Below are 15,937 nucleotides of genomic sequence, written 5' to 3' on the forward strand. Positions count from 1 at the left end.
ACTCACCGCCACCATCCGAACCAGGAGGTTCCCCATGGCCGGAACGAACCAGGGCATCATCGAGCCCCCCATCGACGCACTCCTCGAGAAGGTCGACTCCAAGTACCAGCTGGTCATCTACGCATCCAAGCGCGCGCGCCAGATCAACGACTACTACTCGGATCTGCACGAGGGGAACCTGTTCGACAACGTCGGGCCGCTCGTGGACTCCACGGTCGAGGACAAGCCGCTGACCATCGCGATGCACGAGATCCACGAGGACAAGCTGCGCCTTCGCGCCGCCGAGTGAGCTCGCCGCACATCACCGGCCGCATGATCCGTCATGTCGGCCGGTGATGTCATACTGCCTCCGTCCGTGACCGCTGTCTTCCTGGAGCTCCGATGAGCGATCTTCGCCTGTTCACGTCCGAGTCCGTCACCGAGGGGCATCCCGACAAGATCTGCGACCAGATCTCCGACAGCATCCTCGACGCGATCCTCGCCGAGGATCCGGAGGGACGCGTGGCCGTCGAGACGCTCGTGACGACCGGTCTCGTGCATGTCGCGGGGGAGGTGTCCACCAGTGCATACGTCGAGATCCCCGCGATCGTGCGCGACGTGGTCAACCGCATCGGCTACACCAGCAGCGAGACGGGTTTCGACGGTGACTCCTGCGGTGTGAGCGTCTCCATCGGCGCACAGTCCTCGGACATCGCCGCCGGGGTGAACAAGGCGTTCGAGCAGCGTGAGCGCGGATCGGTCGACCCGGCCGATGAGCAGGGCGCCGGCGACCAGGGCATCATGTTCGGCTACGCCACCGACGAGACGCCGCAGTTCATGCCGATCGCTGCATGGACGGCGCACCGCATGGCCGAGCGCCTCGCCGACCTCCGCCGGGACGGTCAGCTGCCCTTCCTTCGCCCGGACGGCAAGACGCAGGTGACGCTGGGCTTCGACGGGGGCGTGCCCAAGACCGTCGAGTCGGTGGTGCTCTCGACTCAGCACCACCCCGACATCTCTCAGGCCGACCTTCGCGACCGCGTGCGCGCGGAGGTCATCGACCCCGTACTGCACGCCACCGGCCTCGATCTGCCCGGCGTGCAGTACTTCATCAACCCGGCCGGGCCCTTCGTCGTCGGCGGCCCGAAGGGCGACGCTGGTCTGACGGGTCGCAAGATCATCATCGACACTTACGGCGGCGCGTCGCGCCACGGTGGCGGTGCATTCAGCGGAAAGGACCCGTCGAAGGTGGACCGGTCCGCCGCCTATGCGATGCGCTGGGTCGCGAAGAACGCCGTCGCCGCGGGCCTCGCCGATCGCCTCGAGGTGCAGGTGGCCTACGCCATCGGCAAGGCGAGCCCCGTCGGACTCTACGTGGAGACCTTCGGAACGGGCCACGTCGCCGACGAGATGATCACGCGGGCGATCCGCGATGTCTTCGATCTCCGGCCCAAGGCGATCATCGATCGGCTCGATCTCCAGCGGCCCATCTACGCAGACACGGCCGCCTACGGCCACTTCGGCCGCGAGCTGCCGAGCTTCACCTGGGAACGCACCGATCGCGTCGACGAGCTCCGCTCCGCCGCCGGTCTCTGACATGTCCGCCCGCCGCGTCGCGCGGGTGCTCGTCGACTCCCCGCTGCCGCAGCTGGACCGCCTGCTCGACTATGCGGTCCCCGTCCCGCTCGTCGACCACGCGCTCGCCGGGGTGAGGGTGAAGGTGCCGCTGCGGACCGCGGGCCGCACGGTGGAGGGATGGATCGTCGAGATCGCCGACGAGGAGCCTGGCGACCGACCCCTGTCCGACCTGGAGGATGTCGTCTCGCCCGTGCCGGTCCTGCCTCCCGGGCTGTATGCGCTCGCGCGGCGGGCCGCCGACCGCGCGTCCGGTTCCGCGAGCGGCGTGTTGAAGGTGGCGATTCCGCGCCGAATGGTGCGCGCCGAGAGGGCGCACCTCGCCGCCGCCCCGCCGACACCGGTGACCGTCGTCCCGGAAGCCGCGGAGTGGGCCGCGGCGAGGCTCGCCGAATTCCCCGGGCTTCGTCCCGTCATCGAGGAAGCGCGCCGAGGGGCACTCCTCGCCCCGCCCGGTGTCGGCCCCGCCTCCGACGCGGAGGGCGCCACCGACGTCGGCGTGTGGGCTCTCCTGCTCGCGGCCGTCGCCGTCGATACGCTCGCCGCCGGTCGGAGCGCGATCCTCGTCGTGCCGGATCATCGTGACCAAGCGCAGCTCGAGCAGGTGCTCCGCGAGCGGCTCCCCGAAAGCGCCCTCGTCCGCCTGGATGCGCGGCAGAGCGGGCCGTCGCGATACGCGGCGTATCTGAGGACGCTGGCGGATGCCCCCTGCGTCGTCGTCGGAAACCGCTCCGCCGTCTACGCCCCCGCCGCCTCGGTCGGCGCCGTGATCGTGTGGGACGACGGCGACCCGCTGCTCGCGGAGCCGCTCAGTCCCGGTGTCCACGCCCGCGATGCGGCGCTGCTGCGACAGGAGATGGAAGGGTCCGCGCTGCTGTTCGCCGGTCACACCCGCACGACGGACGTCGAGAGACTCGTCGCGCTGGGGTGGCTCGACGACATCGCACCGGCCCGCCGCGTCATGCCCAAGACCATGCTGAGCGCCACGCGCGAGGGGGAGGGGCGAGGTCAGCGCATCCCGTCGGCGGCGTTCGCGGCGGCCCGTGATGCGCTCGCGTCCGGCCCGGTGCTGGTTCAGGTCGCACGCCCGGGATACGCTCCCGTGCTCGTGTGCGCCTCGTGCCGGCATCCCGCCCGCTGCGCGCACTGCGGCGGGCCGCTGCGAGCCGCGCACCACGGAGCCGTTCCCACGTGCGGGTGGTGCGGCAGGTCCGCTCCCGCGTGGGGGTGCACCGAGTGCGGGGGAACGCGGCTGCGGATGGCCTCCTCGGGAAGCGAGAGGACCGCCGACGAGCTCGGGCGCGCCTTTCCCGAGATCCGGGTGATCGTCGCCGATGGGGACCACCCGGTTCCCCATGTCGACGCGCGTCCGGCGCTCGTGGTGGCGACGCGGGGCGCGGAGCCGATCGCCGCCGGCGGCTATCGCGCGATCATCCTGCTCGACGCGGACCGGATGCTCCTCGCCGAGGACCTGCGCATCGGCGAAGCCTGCCTGCGCTGGTGGTCGAACGCCGCCGCGCTCGCGGCGCCCGGGGCCCCGGTGCATCTCGTGGGCGTCGCGGGGCCCGTGGCGCGCGCATTCGCGACCTGGAACCACCCCGCGTACGCGCGCATCGAACTGGCAGAACGTGCGCCGCTGCGCATGCCGCCCACAGTGCGCGTCGCCGCCCTCGAGGGGGATCGACGCACCGTCACGGAGGCTCTGGTGCGACTGCGCGAGGATGCCCCGGACCTCGATGCCCGGGCGATCCTGGGGCCCGTCGACACGGAGGGTGGCGTGCGTGCGCTGGTGCGGTTCGAGTACGCCCACGGTGCATCGGTGACCCGCAGTCTGCGTTCGTCGATCATCACCGCCGCTCTTCGGTCGCGCAGGCCCGCCAAAGGGCGCCAGCGCCCACCCGCCCCTACACTCAGAATCCGGGTCGATGTGCCCGATCTCGATCTGTGAGGAGTCCATGCGTCTCGTCTTCGCCGGCACACCCGCACCGGCCGTACCCGCCCTTCGTGAGCTCGCGGAGAGCCGACACCAGATCGCGGCGGTGGTGACCCGCCCGGACGCACCGCTCGGACGCAAGCGGGTGCTCACCCCGTCGCCGGTTGCCGCGGCGGCCGAGCAGGTCGGCGCACCGGTCATCAAGACGGCGCGTCTGGACGCCGACGCAACCGAGCGGATCGCGGCGCTCGAGCCCGATCTCGGTGTCATCGTCGCCTACGGCGGGCTCGTGCGGGAACCTCTGCTGAGCACTCCCGCACACGGATGGATCAACCTCCACTTCAGCCTGCTGCCGAAGTGGCGCGGCGCGGCACCGGTGCAGCACGCGCTCATCGCGGGCGACGATGTCACCGGCGCCGCCGTGTTCCGCCTCGTGGCGGAGCTCGACGCCGGCGACGTCTTCGCCGACCGACGGGTCGAGATCGAGCCGAGGGAGACCGCAGGGGAGCTGCTGTCTCGGCTCGCCGACGTGGGAGCGGGTCTGCTCCACGAGGTCGTCGACGCCGTCGCCGCAGGAGACGCCGTCGCACGCGCCCAGACGGGTGAGCCCACGTTCGCTCCGAAGCTCACCATCGATGACGGTCGCATCCGCTGGGAGGAAGCTGCGGAGCGGATCCTCGATCGCGTGCGTGGCACGACCCCCGAACCCGGCGCGCACACGACGGTCGCCGGCGAGCGATTGAAGCTGCATCGTGTCGACCTCGTCGACGACGCGCCACCGCTGGCACCGGGACAGGTCGGATGGGATCGCGGGCGCGTCTTGGTCGGCAGCGGCGACGGTGCCATCGCCCTGCGAGAGGTGCAACCGGCCGGGCGCGGCGTGATGCCGGCGCCCGATTGGTGGCGAGGGCGCCGGCAGGATGATGTGAGGCTGGGTTCATGACCGGTGCACGCGAGGTGGCCTACGAGACGCTCCGAGCGGTCCACGAGTCGGACGCCTACGCGAACCTGCTGCTCCCGGCTGCGATCGAGCGTGCCGGCCTGAGCGCCGGCGACGCGGCGCTCGCGACCGAGCTCACCTACGGAACCCTCCGGCGTCGCGGCACCTACGACGCCATCATCGGGATCGCGGCGGACCGTGCACCATCGAGCATCGATCCGGAGATTCTGGATGCCCTTCGCCTGGGTGTGCACCAGCTCGTCGCGACCCGTGTCGCCTCGCACGCCGCCGTGAACGAGTCCGTGACGCTCGCACGTCGCGCCGGCGGGCGCGGCGCCGCCGGGTTCACCAACGCCGTGCTGCGGCGCGTGTCGCGGGACACCCCCGGTGAATGGGCGGATCGGGTCGCCGAGACTGCGAGATCCGACGATGAGGCGATCGCCCTGTCGTCATCCCACCCCGTGTGGGTGATCCGCGCCTTTCGTCGTGCCCTCACGGCAGAGGGTCGCGCCGACGAACTCGGCGCGCTGCTGACCGCCGACAACACGGCCCCTCGCGTCACCTTCGCGGCGCTCCCCGGCCTCGCGGAGCCCGGTGCCGATGCGCGCCGCACCCCCTTCTCGCCGCTGGGATTCCGTCTCGCCGGCGGTGCTCCCGAAGCCGTCGTGAGCGCATCCGACGGCCGCATCCGCGTGCAGGACGAGGGCTCGCAGCTCGCAGCGCTCGCCCTCACCCGGGCCCGTGCCGTCCAGACCGGTGAGAGGTGGCTCGACCTGTGCGCCGGCCCCGGAGGCAAGACGGCGGTCCTCGCCGCCGAAGCCCTCGCTCACGGCGCGCGGCTCGACGCGAACGAGATCTCACCCGCACGGGCCGGGCTGGTGCGACGGTCGATCGCGGGGGTGCCGCTGGAGGTGGAGGTGACCGAGCGCGACGGGCGGGACCTGACCGCCGAGCGTCCCGGCATCTACGACCGCATCCTGGTCGATGCCCCGTGCACGGGCCTCGGCGCCCTGAGACGGCGCCCCGAGGCGCGCTGGCGCAAAGCACCGGGCGACGTTGCGGAACTGACGGCGCTGCAGGGCGAGCTGCTGGGTGGTGCGATCGAAGCGCTCGCGCCCGGCGGAATCGTCGCCTACGTCACGTGCTCGCCCCATCTCGCGGAGACGACCGGCGTGGTCGCCGAGGCCCGTCGTCGCTTCGGCGACGCCGTCGAGGAGCTCGACGCCCGTGCCGTCGTGCGCGAGGTCGCCCTGTCGTCGCCCGACCTTCCCGCGCAGACCGACGGCTCCGGTCGCGCCCAGCTGTGGCCGCACCGCCACAACACCGATGCGATGTCGATCACGCTGCTGCGGCGCACGTGATGACGCGCGGGAGCCGGAATAATGAACGGGTGAGCGACATCCGCATCAACCCCAGCATCCTCGCCGCAGACTTCGTGAACATGCAGACCGAGCTCGGCCGCATCGCGTCGGCGGATTACGTGCACGTGGACGTCATGGACAACCACTTCGTCCCGAACCTCACGTTCGGTCCGCAGATGGTGGAGCGCATCCAGGCGACGTCGCCGGTGCCGTTGGACGTGCACCTGATGATCGACGATCCGGAGCGATGGGCACCGGGCTACGCCGAGATCGGCGCGGCGTCGGTCACCTTTCACCTCGAGGCCGCCGCAGAGCCGATCGCGCTGGCTCGTCGGCTGCGGCAGATCGGAGCGCGAGCGGGCGTGGCCGTCAAGCCGGGCACACCCGTCGAGGGGCTCCTCGACGTGCTCGACGAGTTCGACCAGGTGCTCGTGATGACCGTGGAGCCGGGCTTCGGCGGGCAGTCCTTCATGCCCGAGACCATGCCGAAGCTGCGAGCGCTCTCCGACCACGCTCGCGCCGTCGGATCGACGGTGTGGCTGCAGGTCGACGGCGGAATCGGGGAGTCGACCATCGCCCAGGCGGCGGAGGCCGGTGCGGACACGTTCGTGGCGGGTTCGGCCGTCTTCGGCGCCGACAGCCCGGACGCCGCGATCGCCGCGCTCCGCAGCCGGGCGGCGCACGCACACCGCCACTGAAGCCCCACCGGGCGCGGCCGGTGCCGCGCGCGGAGTTCGGTACGCTGGAGAAGTGAAGACCTTCGACGGCCTGTTCGGCGAGCTGACGGCCACGGCCGAGCGACGACCCGAGGGGTCGGGAACGGTGGCGCAGCTCGACGCCGGAGTGCACGCGATCGGCAAGAAGATCGTGGAAGAGGCCGCAGAGGTCTGGATGGCGGCCGAGTACGAGTCCGACGAGGCCGCCGCCGAGGAGATCTCCCAGCTCCTCTACCACCTGCAGGTGCTCATGCTCGCGAAGGGTCTGACACTGCAGGACGTCTACCGACATCTCTGAGCGCCGCCCGGACCGTCGCCAGAAGAAGAAGGACATCCCCATATGCTGCGCATCGCCGTGCCCAACAAGGGCTCGCTCGCCGAGACCTCGGCGGCCATGCTCGCCGAGGCCGGATACAGCGGCCGCCGCGACTCGAAGGACCTCCACAAGGCGGACCCCGCCAACGGCGTGGAGTTCTTCTACCTCCGCCCGAAGGACATCGCGACCTACGTCGGATCCGGCGCGCTCGACGTGGGCATCACCGGCCGCGATCTGCTGAGAGACGCGCGCATGCCCGGTGCTCGAGAGATCGAAGCGCTCGGCTTCGCCGGCTCGACATTCCGGTTCGCCGCCCCGCCCGGACGCTTCGCCGAACTCACCGATCTCGACGGCTGCCGCATCGCCACCTCCTATCCGGGACTGGTCGATTCCTTCTTGGACGAGCACGGAGTCGCGGTCGATCTGGTCCCGCTCGACGGCGCCGTCGAATCCGCCGTCCGGCTGGGCGTCGCGGACGCGGTGGCTGACGTCGTCGAGACCGGCACCACCCTCCGGCAGGCGGGCCTCGAAGTGTTCGGTCCGCCCCTGCTCCACTCCGAGGCCGTCCTCATCTCCGGCCCCGACGATGCACCGGGCACGGAGACCCTGCTTCGCCGGCTGCGTGGCGTGATGGTCGCTCGCCGATACGTGATGGTGGACTACGACCTGCCCGTGTCGCTGGTAGACCGGGCCGTCGAGATCGCCGGGGGCATCGAGTCGCCGACGATCTCGCCACTGCGCGACCCCGAGTGGGTGGCCGTTCGGGTGATGGTGGCGCGGTCGAGCGTGAACCGCGTCATGGACGACCTGTACGAGCTGGGCGCGCGGGCGATCCTCGTCACCGCCATCCACAACGCGAGGCTCTGACATGTCGGTCGTATGCCGCGTCATCCCGTGCCTCGATGTGGCAGCGGGTCGCGTCGTCAAGGGCGTCAACTTCGAGAACCTCCGCGACATGGGCGACCCCGTCGAGCTCGCGCGCCTGTACTTCGCGCAGGGGGCCGACGAGCTCACCTTCCTCGATGTGACGGCGACGGTCGACGAGCGGGCGACGACCTACGAGATGGTGCAGCGCACCGCGGAACAGGTCTTCATCCCGCTGACCGTCGGCGGGGGAGTGCGCACCGACGACGACGTGGCTCGCCTGCTCGGCGTCGGCGCCGACAAGGTCGGCGTCAACTCCGCTGCCATCCGACGGCCGGCGCTGGTCGATGAGATCGCCGATCGTTTCGGGGCACAGGTTCTGGTCCTCTCGCTGGACGTGAAGCGATCTCCGCGCACCCCGTCGGGCTTCGTCGTGACCACGCACGGCGGTCGCACCGAGACCGACCGCGACGCGCTGGCGTGGGCGCGCGAGGCGATCGAGCGGGGAGCGGGGGAGCTGCTGGTCAACTCCATCGACGCGGACGGGACGAAGCAGGGATTCGACCTCGAACTGGTCTCCCTCATGCGCGAGGTCTCGTCCGTGCCCGTCATCGCCTCCGGCGGCGCCGGCGCCGTGGAGCACTTCGCACCGGCGGTGGGCGCCGGTGCCGATGCGGTGCTGGCCGCGTCGGTGTTCCACTCGGCCCAGCTGACCGTCGGTGACGTCAAGCGCGCGATGCTCGCCGACGGCATCGCGGTCCGCGAGGGCGACTTCCTGCGAGGCGACGACTCGTGAACGACACCGACCAGCGCATCGCCCGTGTCGCCTTCAACGGCGACGGACTCGTCGCCGCGATCGTGCAGCAGTGGGACACCCGCGAGGTCCTGATGCTCGGCTGGATGGACGCGGAGGCCCTTCGCCGCACGCTCACCGAGGGGCGCGTCACCTACTGGTCGCGTTCCCGCCGGGAGTATTGGCGCAAGGGCGACACGTCGGGCAACTTCCAGGAGGTGCGAGGGGTTCGCCTCGACTGCGACGGCGACGCCATCCTCGTGAGCGTGGAACAGCACGGTCCCGCGTGCCACACCGGCACGCGCAGCTGCTTCGACGCCGATGACCTGGCACCCGTGGTCGCGGGATGACGCGGCGGCCCCGCACCTTCGCCGTCGTCCTGGTGCTGATCGGCGGCGCCGTCGGCCTGATCTCGTCGACGCAGACCTGGCTGACGGTGACCCTGGCCTCCGTCGAGGGAGACCAGCTCACCGTCGCCGGCGCCGACGCCGTGCCGGTCCTCGCACCCTTGAGCCTCGCGGCACTCGCGCTCGGGGCAGCCCTCACGATCGTCGGCCGCGTGCTCACGTATGCATTCGGCGCGCTCACGACGCTCATCGGGGCCGCCCTCGCGATGCTGTCGGCGCGAGTGGGTCTGGACGCCCCCGTGGAGTCCTACGCCTCGACCGTGACCGAGGCCACCGGCATCACCGGCGCCGATGCGGTGCACGATCTCGTCGCGAGCTCCGCAGTCACCCCGTGGGTCGTGGTCACCGTGGCCGCCGCAGTCGTCATGGTCGCCGCAGGGCTGCTCACCCTCGGGGGAGCCCATCGGTGGTCCGGCACATCAGGGCGTCGGTTCCGCACCGACGCTGAACCCGCCGGAGGATCGCGCCCCCACGACGCGATCGACTCCTGGGATGAGCTGTCGCGGGGCGAAGACCCGACGGCCTGAACCGATAGACTTGAGCGACCCGCGCAATCGGAGGAGATCCATGAGCCACACCAACGGCGATCCCGGCCACGGCCACTCACCCGCAGCATGGACCGCTGTCGTCATCATGCTCGTCGGCTTCGCCGTGGGCACGACGGCGTTCTTCCTGGACATCCCCTGGCTCGTGTGGAGCTCGGCCGCTCTCGTGGTCGTCGGTCTCATCGTCGGATGGGCCATGGCCAGAGCCGGCTACGGCGTCAACGGCCCGAAGCACATCGCGAAAGAGCACTGACGTGCTCGCCGACCTGACGGCCGGCGCGGTGGCGGATGCGGAGGCGCGCATGCTCGAGCGTCCCTTCGCGGACGTGGAGAAGGCAGCGCTGGCGCAGCGGCCCGCGAGGGATGCTCTGTCCGCGCTCGCGCCGGCGGACCGCGTGAAGATCATCGCCGAGGTCAAGCGCGCGAGTCCGTCGCGGGGTGACCTCGCGGACATCCCCGATCCCGCACACCAGGCCTCCCTGTACGAGGCCGGGGGAGCGTCGGCGATCTCCGTCCTCACCGAAGGGCGTCGCTTCAAGGGGAGCCTCGCCGACCTCGAGGCCGTCCGGGCGCGCGTCGATGTGCCCGTTCTGCGCAAAGACTTCATCGCGACCGACTACCAGGTGTGGGAGGCGCGCGCCGCCGGAGCCGATCTCGTGCTGCTGATCGTCGCCGCGCTGGAGCAGAACGACCTGCGACGCCTGCACGATCTGACCGTCGAACTCGGGATGACGCCGCTGATCGAGACGCACAGCGCCGACGAGGTCGATCGTGCCGCCGATCTCGGCGCGCGGCTGGTCGGCGTCAATGCGCGCAACCTGTCGACCTTCGAGCTCGACAAGGATCTGTTCGGCCGCCTCGCACCGCGTCTGCCCGAGGACGCCGTCAAGATCGCCGAGTCGGCCGTGCTCAGTCCGGCCGACGTCGCGCACTACCGCAGTGCCGGTGCCGATGTGGTTCTCGTGGGGGAGGCGCTGGTGACCGGCGATCCGGTGGCGACTCTCGCGTCCTTCCTCGACGCCGCACCCGACCGTCGGACGATCGAGAGGAGCCGAGCGTGAGTCTGCGCGACGCCCACGGACCCTTCTTCGGTGACTTCGGGGGTCGTTACATGCCCGAGTCGCTGATCGCTGCGATCGATGAGCTCACGGCCGCCTACGAGGCGGCCATGGCCGACGAGGGCTTCGTCGGCGAGTTCCACCGCCTGCTGCACACCTACGCCGGTCGGCCGTCGGTCCTCACCGAGGTGCCCCGATTCGCCGCCCACGCCGGCGGAGCGCGAATCTTCCTCAAGCGCGAGGACCTGAACCACACCGGTTCGCACAAGATCAACAACGTCCTCGGGCAGGCCCTGCTCACGCAGCGCCTGGGCAAGACGCGCGTGATCGCGGAGACCGGTGCCGGCCAGCACGGGGTGGCGACGGCGACGGCCGCGGCGCTGTTCGGCTTCGACTGCACGATCTACATGGGTGAGGTCGACACGGAGCGCCAGGCGCTCAACGTGGCGCGTATGCGACTCCTCGGCGCGGAGGTGATTCCGGTCACGACCGGATCGCGCACCCTCAAGGACGCGATCAACGACGCCTACCGCGACTGGGTGGCGTCGGTCGAGACGACCAACTACATCTTCGGGACCGCGGCGGGCCCGCACCCCTTCCCCGCAATGGTCCGCGACTTCCAGAAGGTCATCGGCGACGAGGCCCGAGCCCAGCTGCTCGAGGAGACCGGCCGGCTCCCGGACGCGGTTCTGGCCTGCGTCGGCGGCGGCTCGAATGCGATCGGCATGTTCGACGCCTTCCTCGACGACCCGGACGTGATGCTCTATGGCGTCGAGGCGGCCGGCGACGGGGTCGACACACCGCGACACGCGGCATCGATCGGGCGCGGCCGACCTGGCGTCCTCCACGGCGCGAAGACCTTCGTGCTGCAGGACGAGGACGGCCAGACGATCGAGTCCCACTCCATCTCGGCCGGCCTCGACTATCCCGGGGTGGGACCGGAGCACGCGTGGCTGTCCGACATCGGTCGCGCCGCGTACATCCCTGCGACGGACGACGAGGCCATGCAGGCCCTCCGGCTGCTCTCGCGCACCGAAGGGATCATCCCCGCGATCGAGTCCGCACACGCTCTGGCCGGCGCGCTGCGCATCGGTCGCGAGCTGGGTCCCGACGCCATCCTCGCGGTCAATCTCTCCGGTCGCGGCGACAAGGACATGGACACCGCCGCCCGCTACTTCGACCTGTACGACGCCGGGGTCGACGCCGCTGCCGCTGCGTCCGCGCCGACGGCGGATGCCGCCAAGGGCGAGGGGGAGAAGCTGTGACCTCGCGCGTCGCAGCCGCGGTGAACGCCGCGGCGGAGCAGGGACGCGGGGCCTTCGTCGGCTACCTTCCCCTCGGTTTCCCCGATCTCCAGACGAGCATCGACGCCGCCGTGGCCCTGGCCGAGAACGGCGCGGACATCCTGGAGCTCGGGCCGCCCTACTCCGACCCCGTCATGGACGGAACCGTCATCCAGGAGGCCACGCAAGCGGCGCTGGCCGGGGGGTTCCGGCTTCGCGACACCTTCACGGCCATTCGCGAGATCACCCGACGAGTGGATGTGCCGGTACTCGTGATGACCTACTGGAACCCGGTCGTCCAGTACGGTGTGGACCGCTACGCGGACGACCTGCTCGCCGCCGGCGGAGCGGGCCTGATCACGCCCGACATCACCCCCGAAGCCGGCCAGGAGTGGATCGACGCGAGCCGGCGCACCGGCCTCGACCGCATCTTCCTGGCGGCGCCGACGTCCTCGGACGAGCGGCTCCGGCTCATCGTGGAGAACTCCACCGGCTTCGTCTACACGGTCTCGACCATGGGGATCACGGGCGAGCGTGCCGAGCTCGACGCCGCAGCGCGCATCCTCGTCGGCAGGCTCCGGGCTCAGGGTGCCCGGCACGCGTGCGTCGGCATCGGCATCTCCAGCGCCGACCAGGTCGCCGGCGTTCTCGGGTACGCGGACGGGGCCATCGTCGGCACCGCACTCGTGCGTGCGCTGCGCGACGGCGGCCTCGAGGGCCTCGCGCGCACCACGCGTGCCCTCGTCGCCGGCACGCGCCCGAGCACCGGGTCGAACTAGACTCAGACACCTCGGGCCGTCTCACGACGCCACACCTCTCGAGAAGGACGATCCGCCCCTATGATGAACGCCGCCCTCAGCGTGGTCGCCAGCATCCCCAGCCCGACCGTCAGCTACATCGACCTCGGACCGCTGCGCATCCACTTCTACGCGCTGTGCATCATCGCCGGCATCGTCATCGCCGTGCTGATGACCAATCATCGGCTGACCAGGCGCGGTGCCGAGCCCTGGGTCGTCATCGACATCGCCCTCATCGCGGTGCCGCTCGCCATCATCGCCGCGCGCATCTACCACGTCGCCACGCACCCCGGATTCTACTTCGGGGAGGGGGCGGACTTCTGGGCCGTCTTCCGCATCTGGGAGGGCGGTATCGCGATCTACGGCGCGCTCATCGGCGGTGCGGTCGGGGCGTGGCTGGGATGCCGCTGGACCGGCATCCGATTCTGGAGCTTCGCCGACGCACTCGCTCCGGGTCTGCTGCTCGCGCAAGCCATCGGACGCTTCGGCAACTGGTTCAACCAGGAGCTGTTCGGTCTGCCCACCGATCTGCCGTGGGGGCTGGAGATCGACCCGGAGAATTCGGCCTTCCCCCCGGGTCTGGCAGCCGACACCCTCTTCCACCCCACGTTCCTCTACGAAGTGCTCTGGAACGGGCTCGGCGTGCTGTTCCTGCTGTGGGTCGGACGCCGTTTCGGGCTGCAGTGGGGTCGCCTGTTCGCGCTCTACCTGATCTGGTACAGCGCCGGCCGCATCGTGTGGGAGTCGATCCGCATCGATCCGAGCGAGATCTATCTCGGCCTGCGCACCAACGTGTGGGCCGCCATCGCCGGTGTGCTCCTCGGCCTCGTCATCTTCTTCGTGCAGAAGCGCCGCCACCCCGGCCGGGAACGTTCTCCCTACGTGCCGGGACGCGAGTGGTCGCCCCCCGGCGCTGTACAATCGGCCGAAGACTTCGTCGACACCAGCGCACCCCCGTCAGCCGGAGTCGATGACCACAAAGACGCCACAAGCGCACTCCCCACGAAATAAGCACGCCGCAACGCGTGCATCCCGGGCCGACGTCGTCCCAACCTTGAGTATCAACGTGAGGACGGTAGATATGGCATCGAGCCCCCGTCACAGCGCCGCTACGGCAGGCGTGTCTTCAGCCCTGCCCGGCGGCTTCCCCGCACGTCAGGGCATGTACAACCCCGCGTTCGAGAAGGACGCCTGCGGCCTGGCCATGGTCGCGACCCTGCGGGGCGAGCCCGGACACGACATCGTGGACCTCGCGCTGACCGCGCTCCGGAACCTCGAGCACCGCGGTGCGATCGGGTCGGACGCCGGCACCGGCGACGGTGCCGGGATCCTCACGCAGATGCCCGACGTCTTCTTCCGCGACGTCGTCCCCTTCGCGCTCCCGCCGATGGGCGAGTACGCCGCCGGCCTGGCCTTCCTTCCCCCGGACGCCGAGACGCGCTCGGGTCAGAAGGCGACGATCGAGAAGATCGCCGACGAGGAGGGTCTGGTCGTGCTCGGCTGGCGCGAGGTCCCCACGGCGGCGGACAATCTCGGCCGACTCGCCTTCGAGGCGCGCCCGGTGTTCGAGCAGCTCTTCGTCGCCGCACGCGCCACCGACGGCGCGCCCGTGGCGGGCATCGCGCTGGACCGCCTGACCTACCGCCTGCGCAAGCGCTCCCGCAGCGAGGCCGGTGCGTACTTCGTGTCGCTGTCCTCGCGCACCATCGGCTACAAGGGCATGGTCACGACCCTCCAGCTCGAACCGTTCTACCCCGATCTGCAGGACGAGCGCTTCGCCACCGAGCTGGCGGTCGTGCACTCGCGGTACTCGACCAACACGTTCCCCTCATGGCCTCTCGCGCAGCCGCTCCGGATGCTCGCGCACAACGGTGAGATCAACACGGTCAACGGCAACCGCAACTGGATGCGCGCCCGGCAGTCGCAGCTCGAGTCCGACCTCATCGGCGACGTGCGTCCGCTGCTGCCCATCTGCACCGACGGCGCGAGCGATTCGGCCTCGTTCGACGAGGTCCTGGAGCTTCTCACGCTCACCGGTCGCTCGCTCCCGCACGCGATCCTCATGATGGTGCCAGAGGCGTATGAGAAGCAGTCCGACATGGACCCGCAACTCCGCGCGTTCTACGACTACCACTCCATCCAGATGGAGCCGTGGGACGGGCCTGCGGCCCTGATCTTCACCGACGGCACGGTCGTCGGCTCCACGCTCGACCGCAACGGTCTGCGCCCCGGCCGTTGGACGGAGACGACCGACGGACTCGTCGTGATCGGCAGCGAGACGGGCGTGCTCGACTTCGAGCCCGAGCGCATCAAGCGTCGCGGCCGCCTCCAGCCCGGTCATATGTTCCTCGTGGACACGGCGCAGGGCCGCATCATCGAGGACGAGGAGATCAAGGCGGAGCTCGCCGGTCTCCACCCCTGGCAGGAGTGGCTCGACGCCGGACGCGTGCGGCTGTCCGAGCTTCCCGAGCGCGAGCACATCGTGCACCCGATCGCCTCGATCACACGTCGTCAGCGCACGTTCGGCTACACCGAGGAGGAAGTGCGCATCCTGCTGACCCCGATGGGGCAGAACGGTGCCGAGCCGCTCGGCGCCATGGGCTCGGACACGCCGGTCGCCGTGCTCAGCGACCGCCCGCGTCTGCTGTTCGACTACTTCACCCAGCAGTTCGCCCAGGTGACGAACCCGCCGCTCGACTCGATCCGCGAAGAGGTCGTCACGTCGTTGTCGCTCGGGCTGGGACCGGAGCGGAACCTGCTGTCGTGGGGACCCGACCACACCCACACCGTCACCCTCGACTTCCCGGTGATCGACAACGACGAGCTGGCCAAGATCCAGCACATCGACACGGCCATGCCCGGACGCAGCTCCGTCACCATCCGCGGCCTCTACCGGGTCGAGGCGGGGGAGAAGGGCATGCGCAAGCGCCTCGAGCAGATGTGCGCCGAAGCCGATCGCGCGATCGAGGACGGCGCGGAGTACATCGTGCTGAGCGACCGTGACTCCAACAAGGACCTCGCGCCCATCCCGTCCCTGCTGATGCTGGCCGCCGTGCACCACCACCTCATCCGCAAGGAGACGCGCATGAAGGCGGGCCTCGTCGTCGAGGCGGGAGACGTGCGCGAGGTGCATCACGTCGCGACCCTCATCGGATACGGCGCCTCGGCGGTCAATCCCTATCTGGCGATGGAGACCGTCGAGTACCTCGTGCGCGCCGGCTACATCACCGGCATCACCCCCGCCAAGGCGGTCGCGAACCTCATCAAGGCCCTCGGCAAGGGCGTGCTGAAGATCATGTCCAAGATGGGC

17 protein-coding genes are annotated in these 15,937 nt (G+C 70.4%); all 17 read left to right on the forward strand.

Going from position 1 to position 15,937, the window contains the following annotated elements; translation table 11 throughout:
* Nucleotides 1-34: 34 nt before the first annotated feature.
* The gene (gene rpoZ / locus B3S45_RS01395) at nucleotides 35-289 is read left to right on the forward strand and encodes a DNA-directed RNA polymerase subunit omega (protein WP_071043502.1); all 255 of its coding nucleotides are present in this window, start codon (nucleotides 35-37) and stop codon (nucleotides 287-289) included.
* Between the two features lie 92 nt (nucleotides 290-381).
* Nucleotides 382-1,575: a methionine adenosyltransferase gene (gene metK / locus B3S45_RS01400; protein ID WP_071043503.1), complete on the forward strand. Its 1,194-nt coding sequence runs from the start codon at nucleotides 382-384 to the stop codon at nucleotides 1,573-1,575.
* 1 nt (nucleotide 1,576) lies between these two features.
* Nucleotides 1,577-3,562 (forward strand): primosomal protein N', encoded by a 1,986-nt coding sequence (locus tag B3S45_RS01405; RefSeq protein ID WP_286716990.1) that lies wholly within the window; start codon nucleotides 1,577-1,579, stop codon nucleotides 3,560-3,562.
* A 7-nt stretch (nucleotides 3,563-3,569) separates the two neighbouring features.
* The gene (gene fmt, locus B3S45_RS01410) at nucleotides 3,570-4,490 is read left to right on the forward strand and encodes a methionyl-tRNA formyltransferase (RefSeq protein WP_286716991.1); all 921 of its coding nucleotides are present in this window, start codon (nucleotides 3,570-3,572) and stop codon (nucleotides 4,488-4,490) included.
* Nucleotides 4,487-5,848: an RsmB/NOP family class I SAM-dependent RNA methyltransferase gene (locus B3S45_RS01415; RefSeq protein ID WP_194383140.1), complete on the forward strand. Its 1,362-nt coding sequence runs from the start codon at nucleotides 4,487-4,489 to the stop codon at nucleotides 5,846-5,848. Before fmt ends, B3S45_RS01415 begins: the two co-directional genes overlap by 4 nt.
* Complete coding sequence (rpe, locus tag B3S45_RS01420; protein WP_194383141.1) at nucleotides 5,848-6,546, forward strand: ribulose-phosphate 3-epimerase; 699 nt, start codon at nucleotides 5,848-5,850, stop codon at nucleotides 6,544-6,546. The genes B3S45_RS01415 and rpe overlap by 1 nt, the downstream gene beginning before the upstream one ends.
* Before the next feature lie 52 nt (nucleotides 6,547-6,598).
* Nucleotides 6,599-6,862 carry a phosphoribosyl-ATP diphosphatase gene (locus B3S45_RS01425; RefSeq protein ID WP_071043508.1) on the forward strand — a complete coding sequence of 88 codons (264 nt, stop codon included), beginning with the start codon at nucleotides 6,599-6,601 and terminating at the stop codon, nucleotides 6,860-6,862.
* Nucleotides 6,863-6,904: 42 nt separating this feature from the next.
* Nucleotides 6,905-7,747: an ATP phosphoribosyltransferase gene (hisG, locus tag B3S45_RS01430; RefSeq protein WP_194383142.1), complete on the forward strand. Its 843-nt coding sequence runs from the start codon at nucleotides 6,905-6,907 to the stop codon at nucleotides 7,745-7,747.
* Between the two features lies 1 nt (nucleotide 7,748).
* Nucleotides 7,749-8,540, forward strand: coding sequence for an imidazole glycerol phosphate synthase subunit HisF (gene hisF / locus B3S45_RS01435; protein WP_194383143.1), 792 nt, complete (start codon nucleotides 7,749-7,751; stop codon nucleotides 8,538-8,540).
* Nucleotides 8,537-8,887, forward strand: coding sequence for a phosphoribosyl-AMP cyclohydrolase (hisI, locus tag B3S45_RS01440; RefSeq protein WP_194383144.1), 351 nt, complete (start codon nucleotides 8,537-8,539; stop codon nucleotides 8,885-8,887). The genes hisF and hisI overlap by 4 nt, the downstream gene beginning before the upstream one ends.
* Nucleotides 8,884-9,471: a Trp biosynthesis-associated membrane protein gene (locus B3S45_RS01445; RefSeq protein WP_194383145.1), complete on the forward strand. Its 588-nt coding sequence runs from the start codon at nucleotides 8,884-8,886 to the stop codon at nucleotides 9,469-9,471. Before hisI ends, B3S45_RS01445 begins: the two co-directional genes overlap by 4 nt.
* A gap of 40 nt (nucleotides 9,472-9,511) precedes the next feature.
* Nucleotides 9,512-9,742 carry a DUF6704 family protein gene (locus B3S45_RS01450; RefSeq protein ID WP_071043513.1) on the forward strand — a complete coding sequence of 77 codons (231 nt, stop codon included), beginning with the start codon at nucleotides 9,512-9,514 and terminating at the stop codon, nucleotides 9,740-9,742.
* A gap of 1 nt (nucleotide 9,743) precedes the next feature.
* Entirely contained in the window at nucleotides 9,744-10,550 is an 807-nt protein-coding gene (gene trpC, locus B3S45_RS01455; RefSeq protein WP_194383146.1) for an indole-3-glycerol phosphate synthase TrpC, read from the forward strand.
* Entirely contained in the window at nucleotides 10,547-11,812 is a 1,266-nt protein-coding gene (gene trpB / locus B3S45_RS01460) for a tryptophan synthase subunit beta (RefSeq protein ID WP_071043515.1), read from the forward strand. The genes trpC and trpB overlap by 4 nt, the downstream gene beginning before the upstream one ends.
* On the forward strand, nucleotides 11,809-12,609 hold the full coding sequence (gene trpA / locus B3S45_RS01465) for a tryptophan synthase subunit alpha (RefSeq protein ID WP_071043516.1): 801 nt from the start codon (nucleotides 11,809-11,811) through the stop codon (nucleotides 12,607-12,609). Before trpB ends, trpA begins: the two co-directional genes overlap by 4 nt.
* Nucleotides 12,610-12,669: 60 nt before the next feature.
* Nucleotides 12,670-13,638, forward strand: a complete 969-nt coding sequence (gene lgt, locus B3S45_RS01470) for a prolipoprotein diacylglyceryl transferase (RefSeq protein WP_071043517.1) — start codon at nucleotides 12,670-12,672, stop codon at nucleotides 13,636-13,638.
* A gap of 70 nt (nucleotides 13,639-13,708) precedes the next feature.
* The coding region (locus B3S45_RS01475; protein WP_414683059.1) for a glutamate synthase central domain-containing protein at nucleotides 13,709-15,937 on the forward strand (2,229 nt) is incomplete at its 3' end.

It is taken from the genome of Microbacterium sp. UBA1612, from assembly GCF_002321605.1.
In the GTDB taxonomy this organism is placed as follows: domain Bacteria; phylum Actinomycetota; class Actinomycetes; order Actinomycetales; family Microbacteriaceae; genus Microbacterium; species Microbacterium luteum.

Coding starts and splice junctions, on each gene's coding strand:
- rpoZ (WP_071043502.1), top strand. CDS start 35: ATGGCCGGAACGAACCAGGGCATCATCGAGCCCCCCATCGACGCACTC.
- metK (WP_071043503.1), top strand. CDS start 382: ATGAGCGATCTTCGCCTGTTCACGTCCGAGTCCGTCACCGAGGGGCAT.
- B3S45_RS01405 (WP_286716990.1), top strand. CDS start 1,577: ATGTCCGCCCGCCGCGTCGCGCGGGTGCTCGTCGACTCCCCGCTGCCG.
- fmt (WP_286716991.1), top strand. CDS start 3,570: ATGCGTCTCGTCTTCGCCGGCACACCCGCACCGGCCGTACCCGCCCTT.
- B3S45_RS01415 (WP_194383140.1), top strand. CDS start 4,487: ATGACCGGTGCACGCGAGGTGGCCTACGAGACGCTCCGAGCGGTCCAC.
- rpe (WP_194383141.1), top strand. CDS start 5,848: ATGACGCGCGGGAGCCGGAATAATGAACGGGTGAGCGACATCCGCATC.
- hisG (WP_194383142.1), top strand. CDS start 6,905: ATGCTGCGCATCGCCGTGCCCAACAAGGGCTCGCTCGCCGAGACCTCG.
- hisF (WP_194383143.1), top strand. CDS start 7,749: ATGTCGGTCGTATGCCGCGTCATCCCGTGCCTCGATGTGGCAGCGGGT.
- B3S45_RS01445 (WP_194383145.1), top strand. CDS start 8,884: ATGACGCGGCGGCCCCGCACCTTCGCCGTCGTCCTGGTGCTGATCGGC.
- B3S45_RS01450 (WP_071043513.1), top strand. CDS start 9,512: ATGAGCCACACCAACGGCGATCCCGGCCACGGCCACTCACCCGCAGCA.
- lgt (WP_071043517.1), top strand. CDS start 12,670: ATGATGAACGCCGCCCTCAGCGTGGTCGCCAGCATCCCCAGCCCGACC.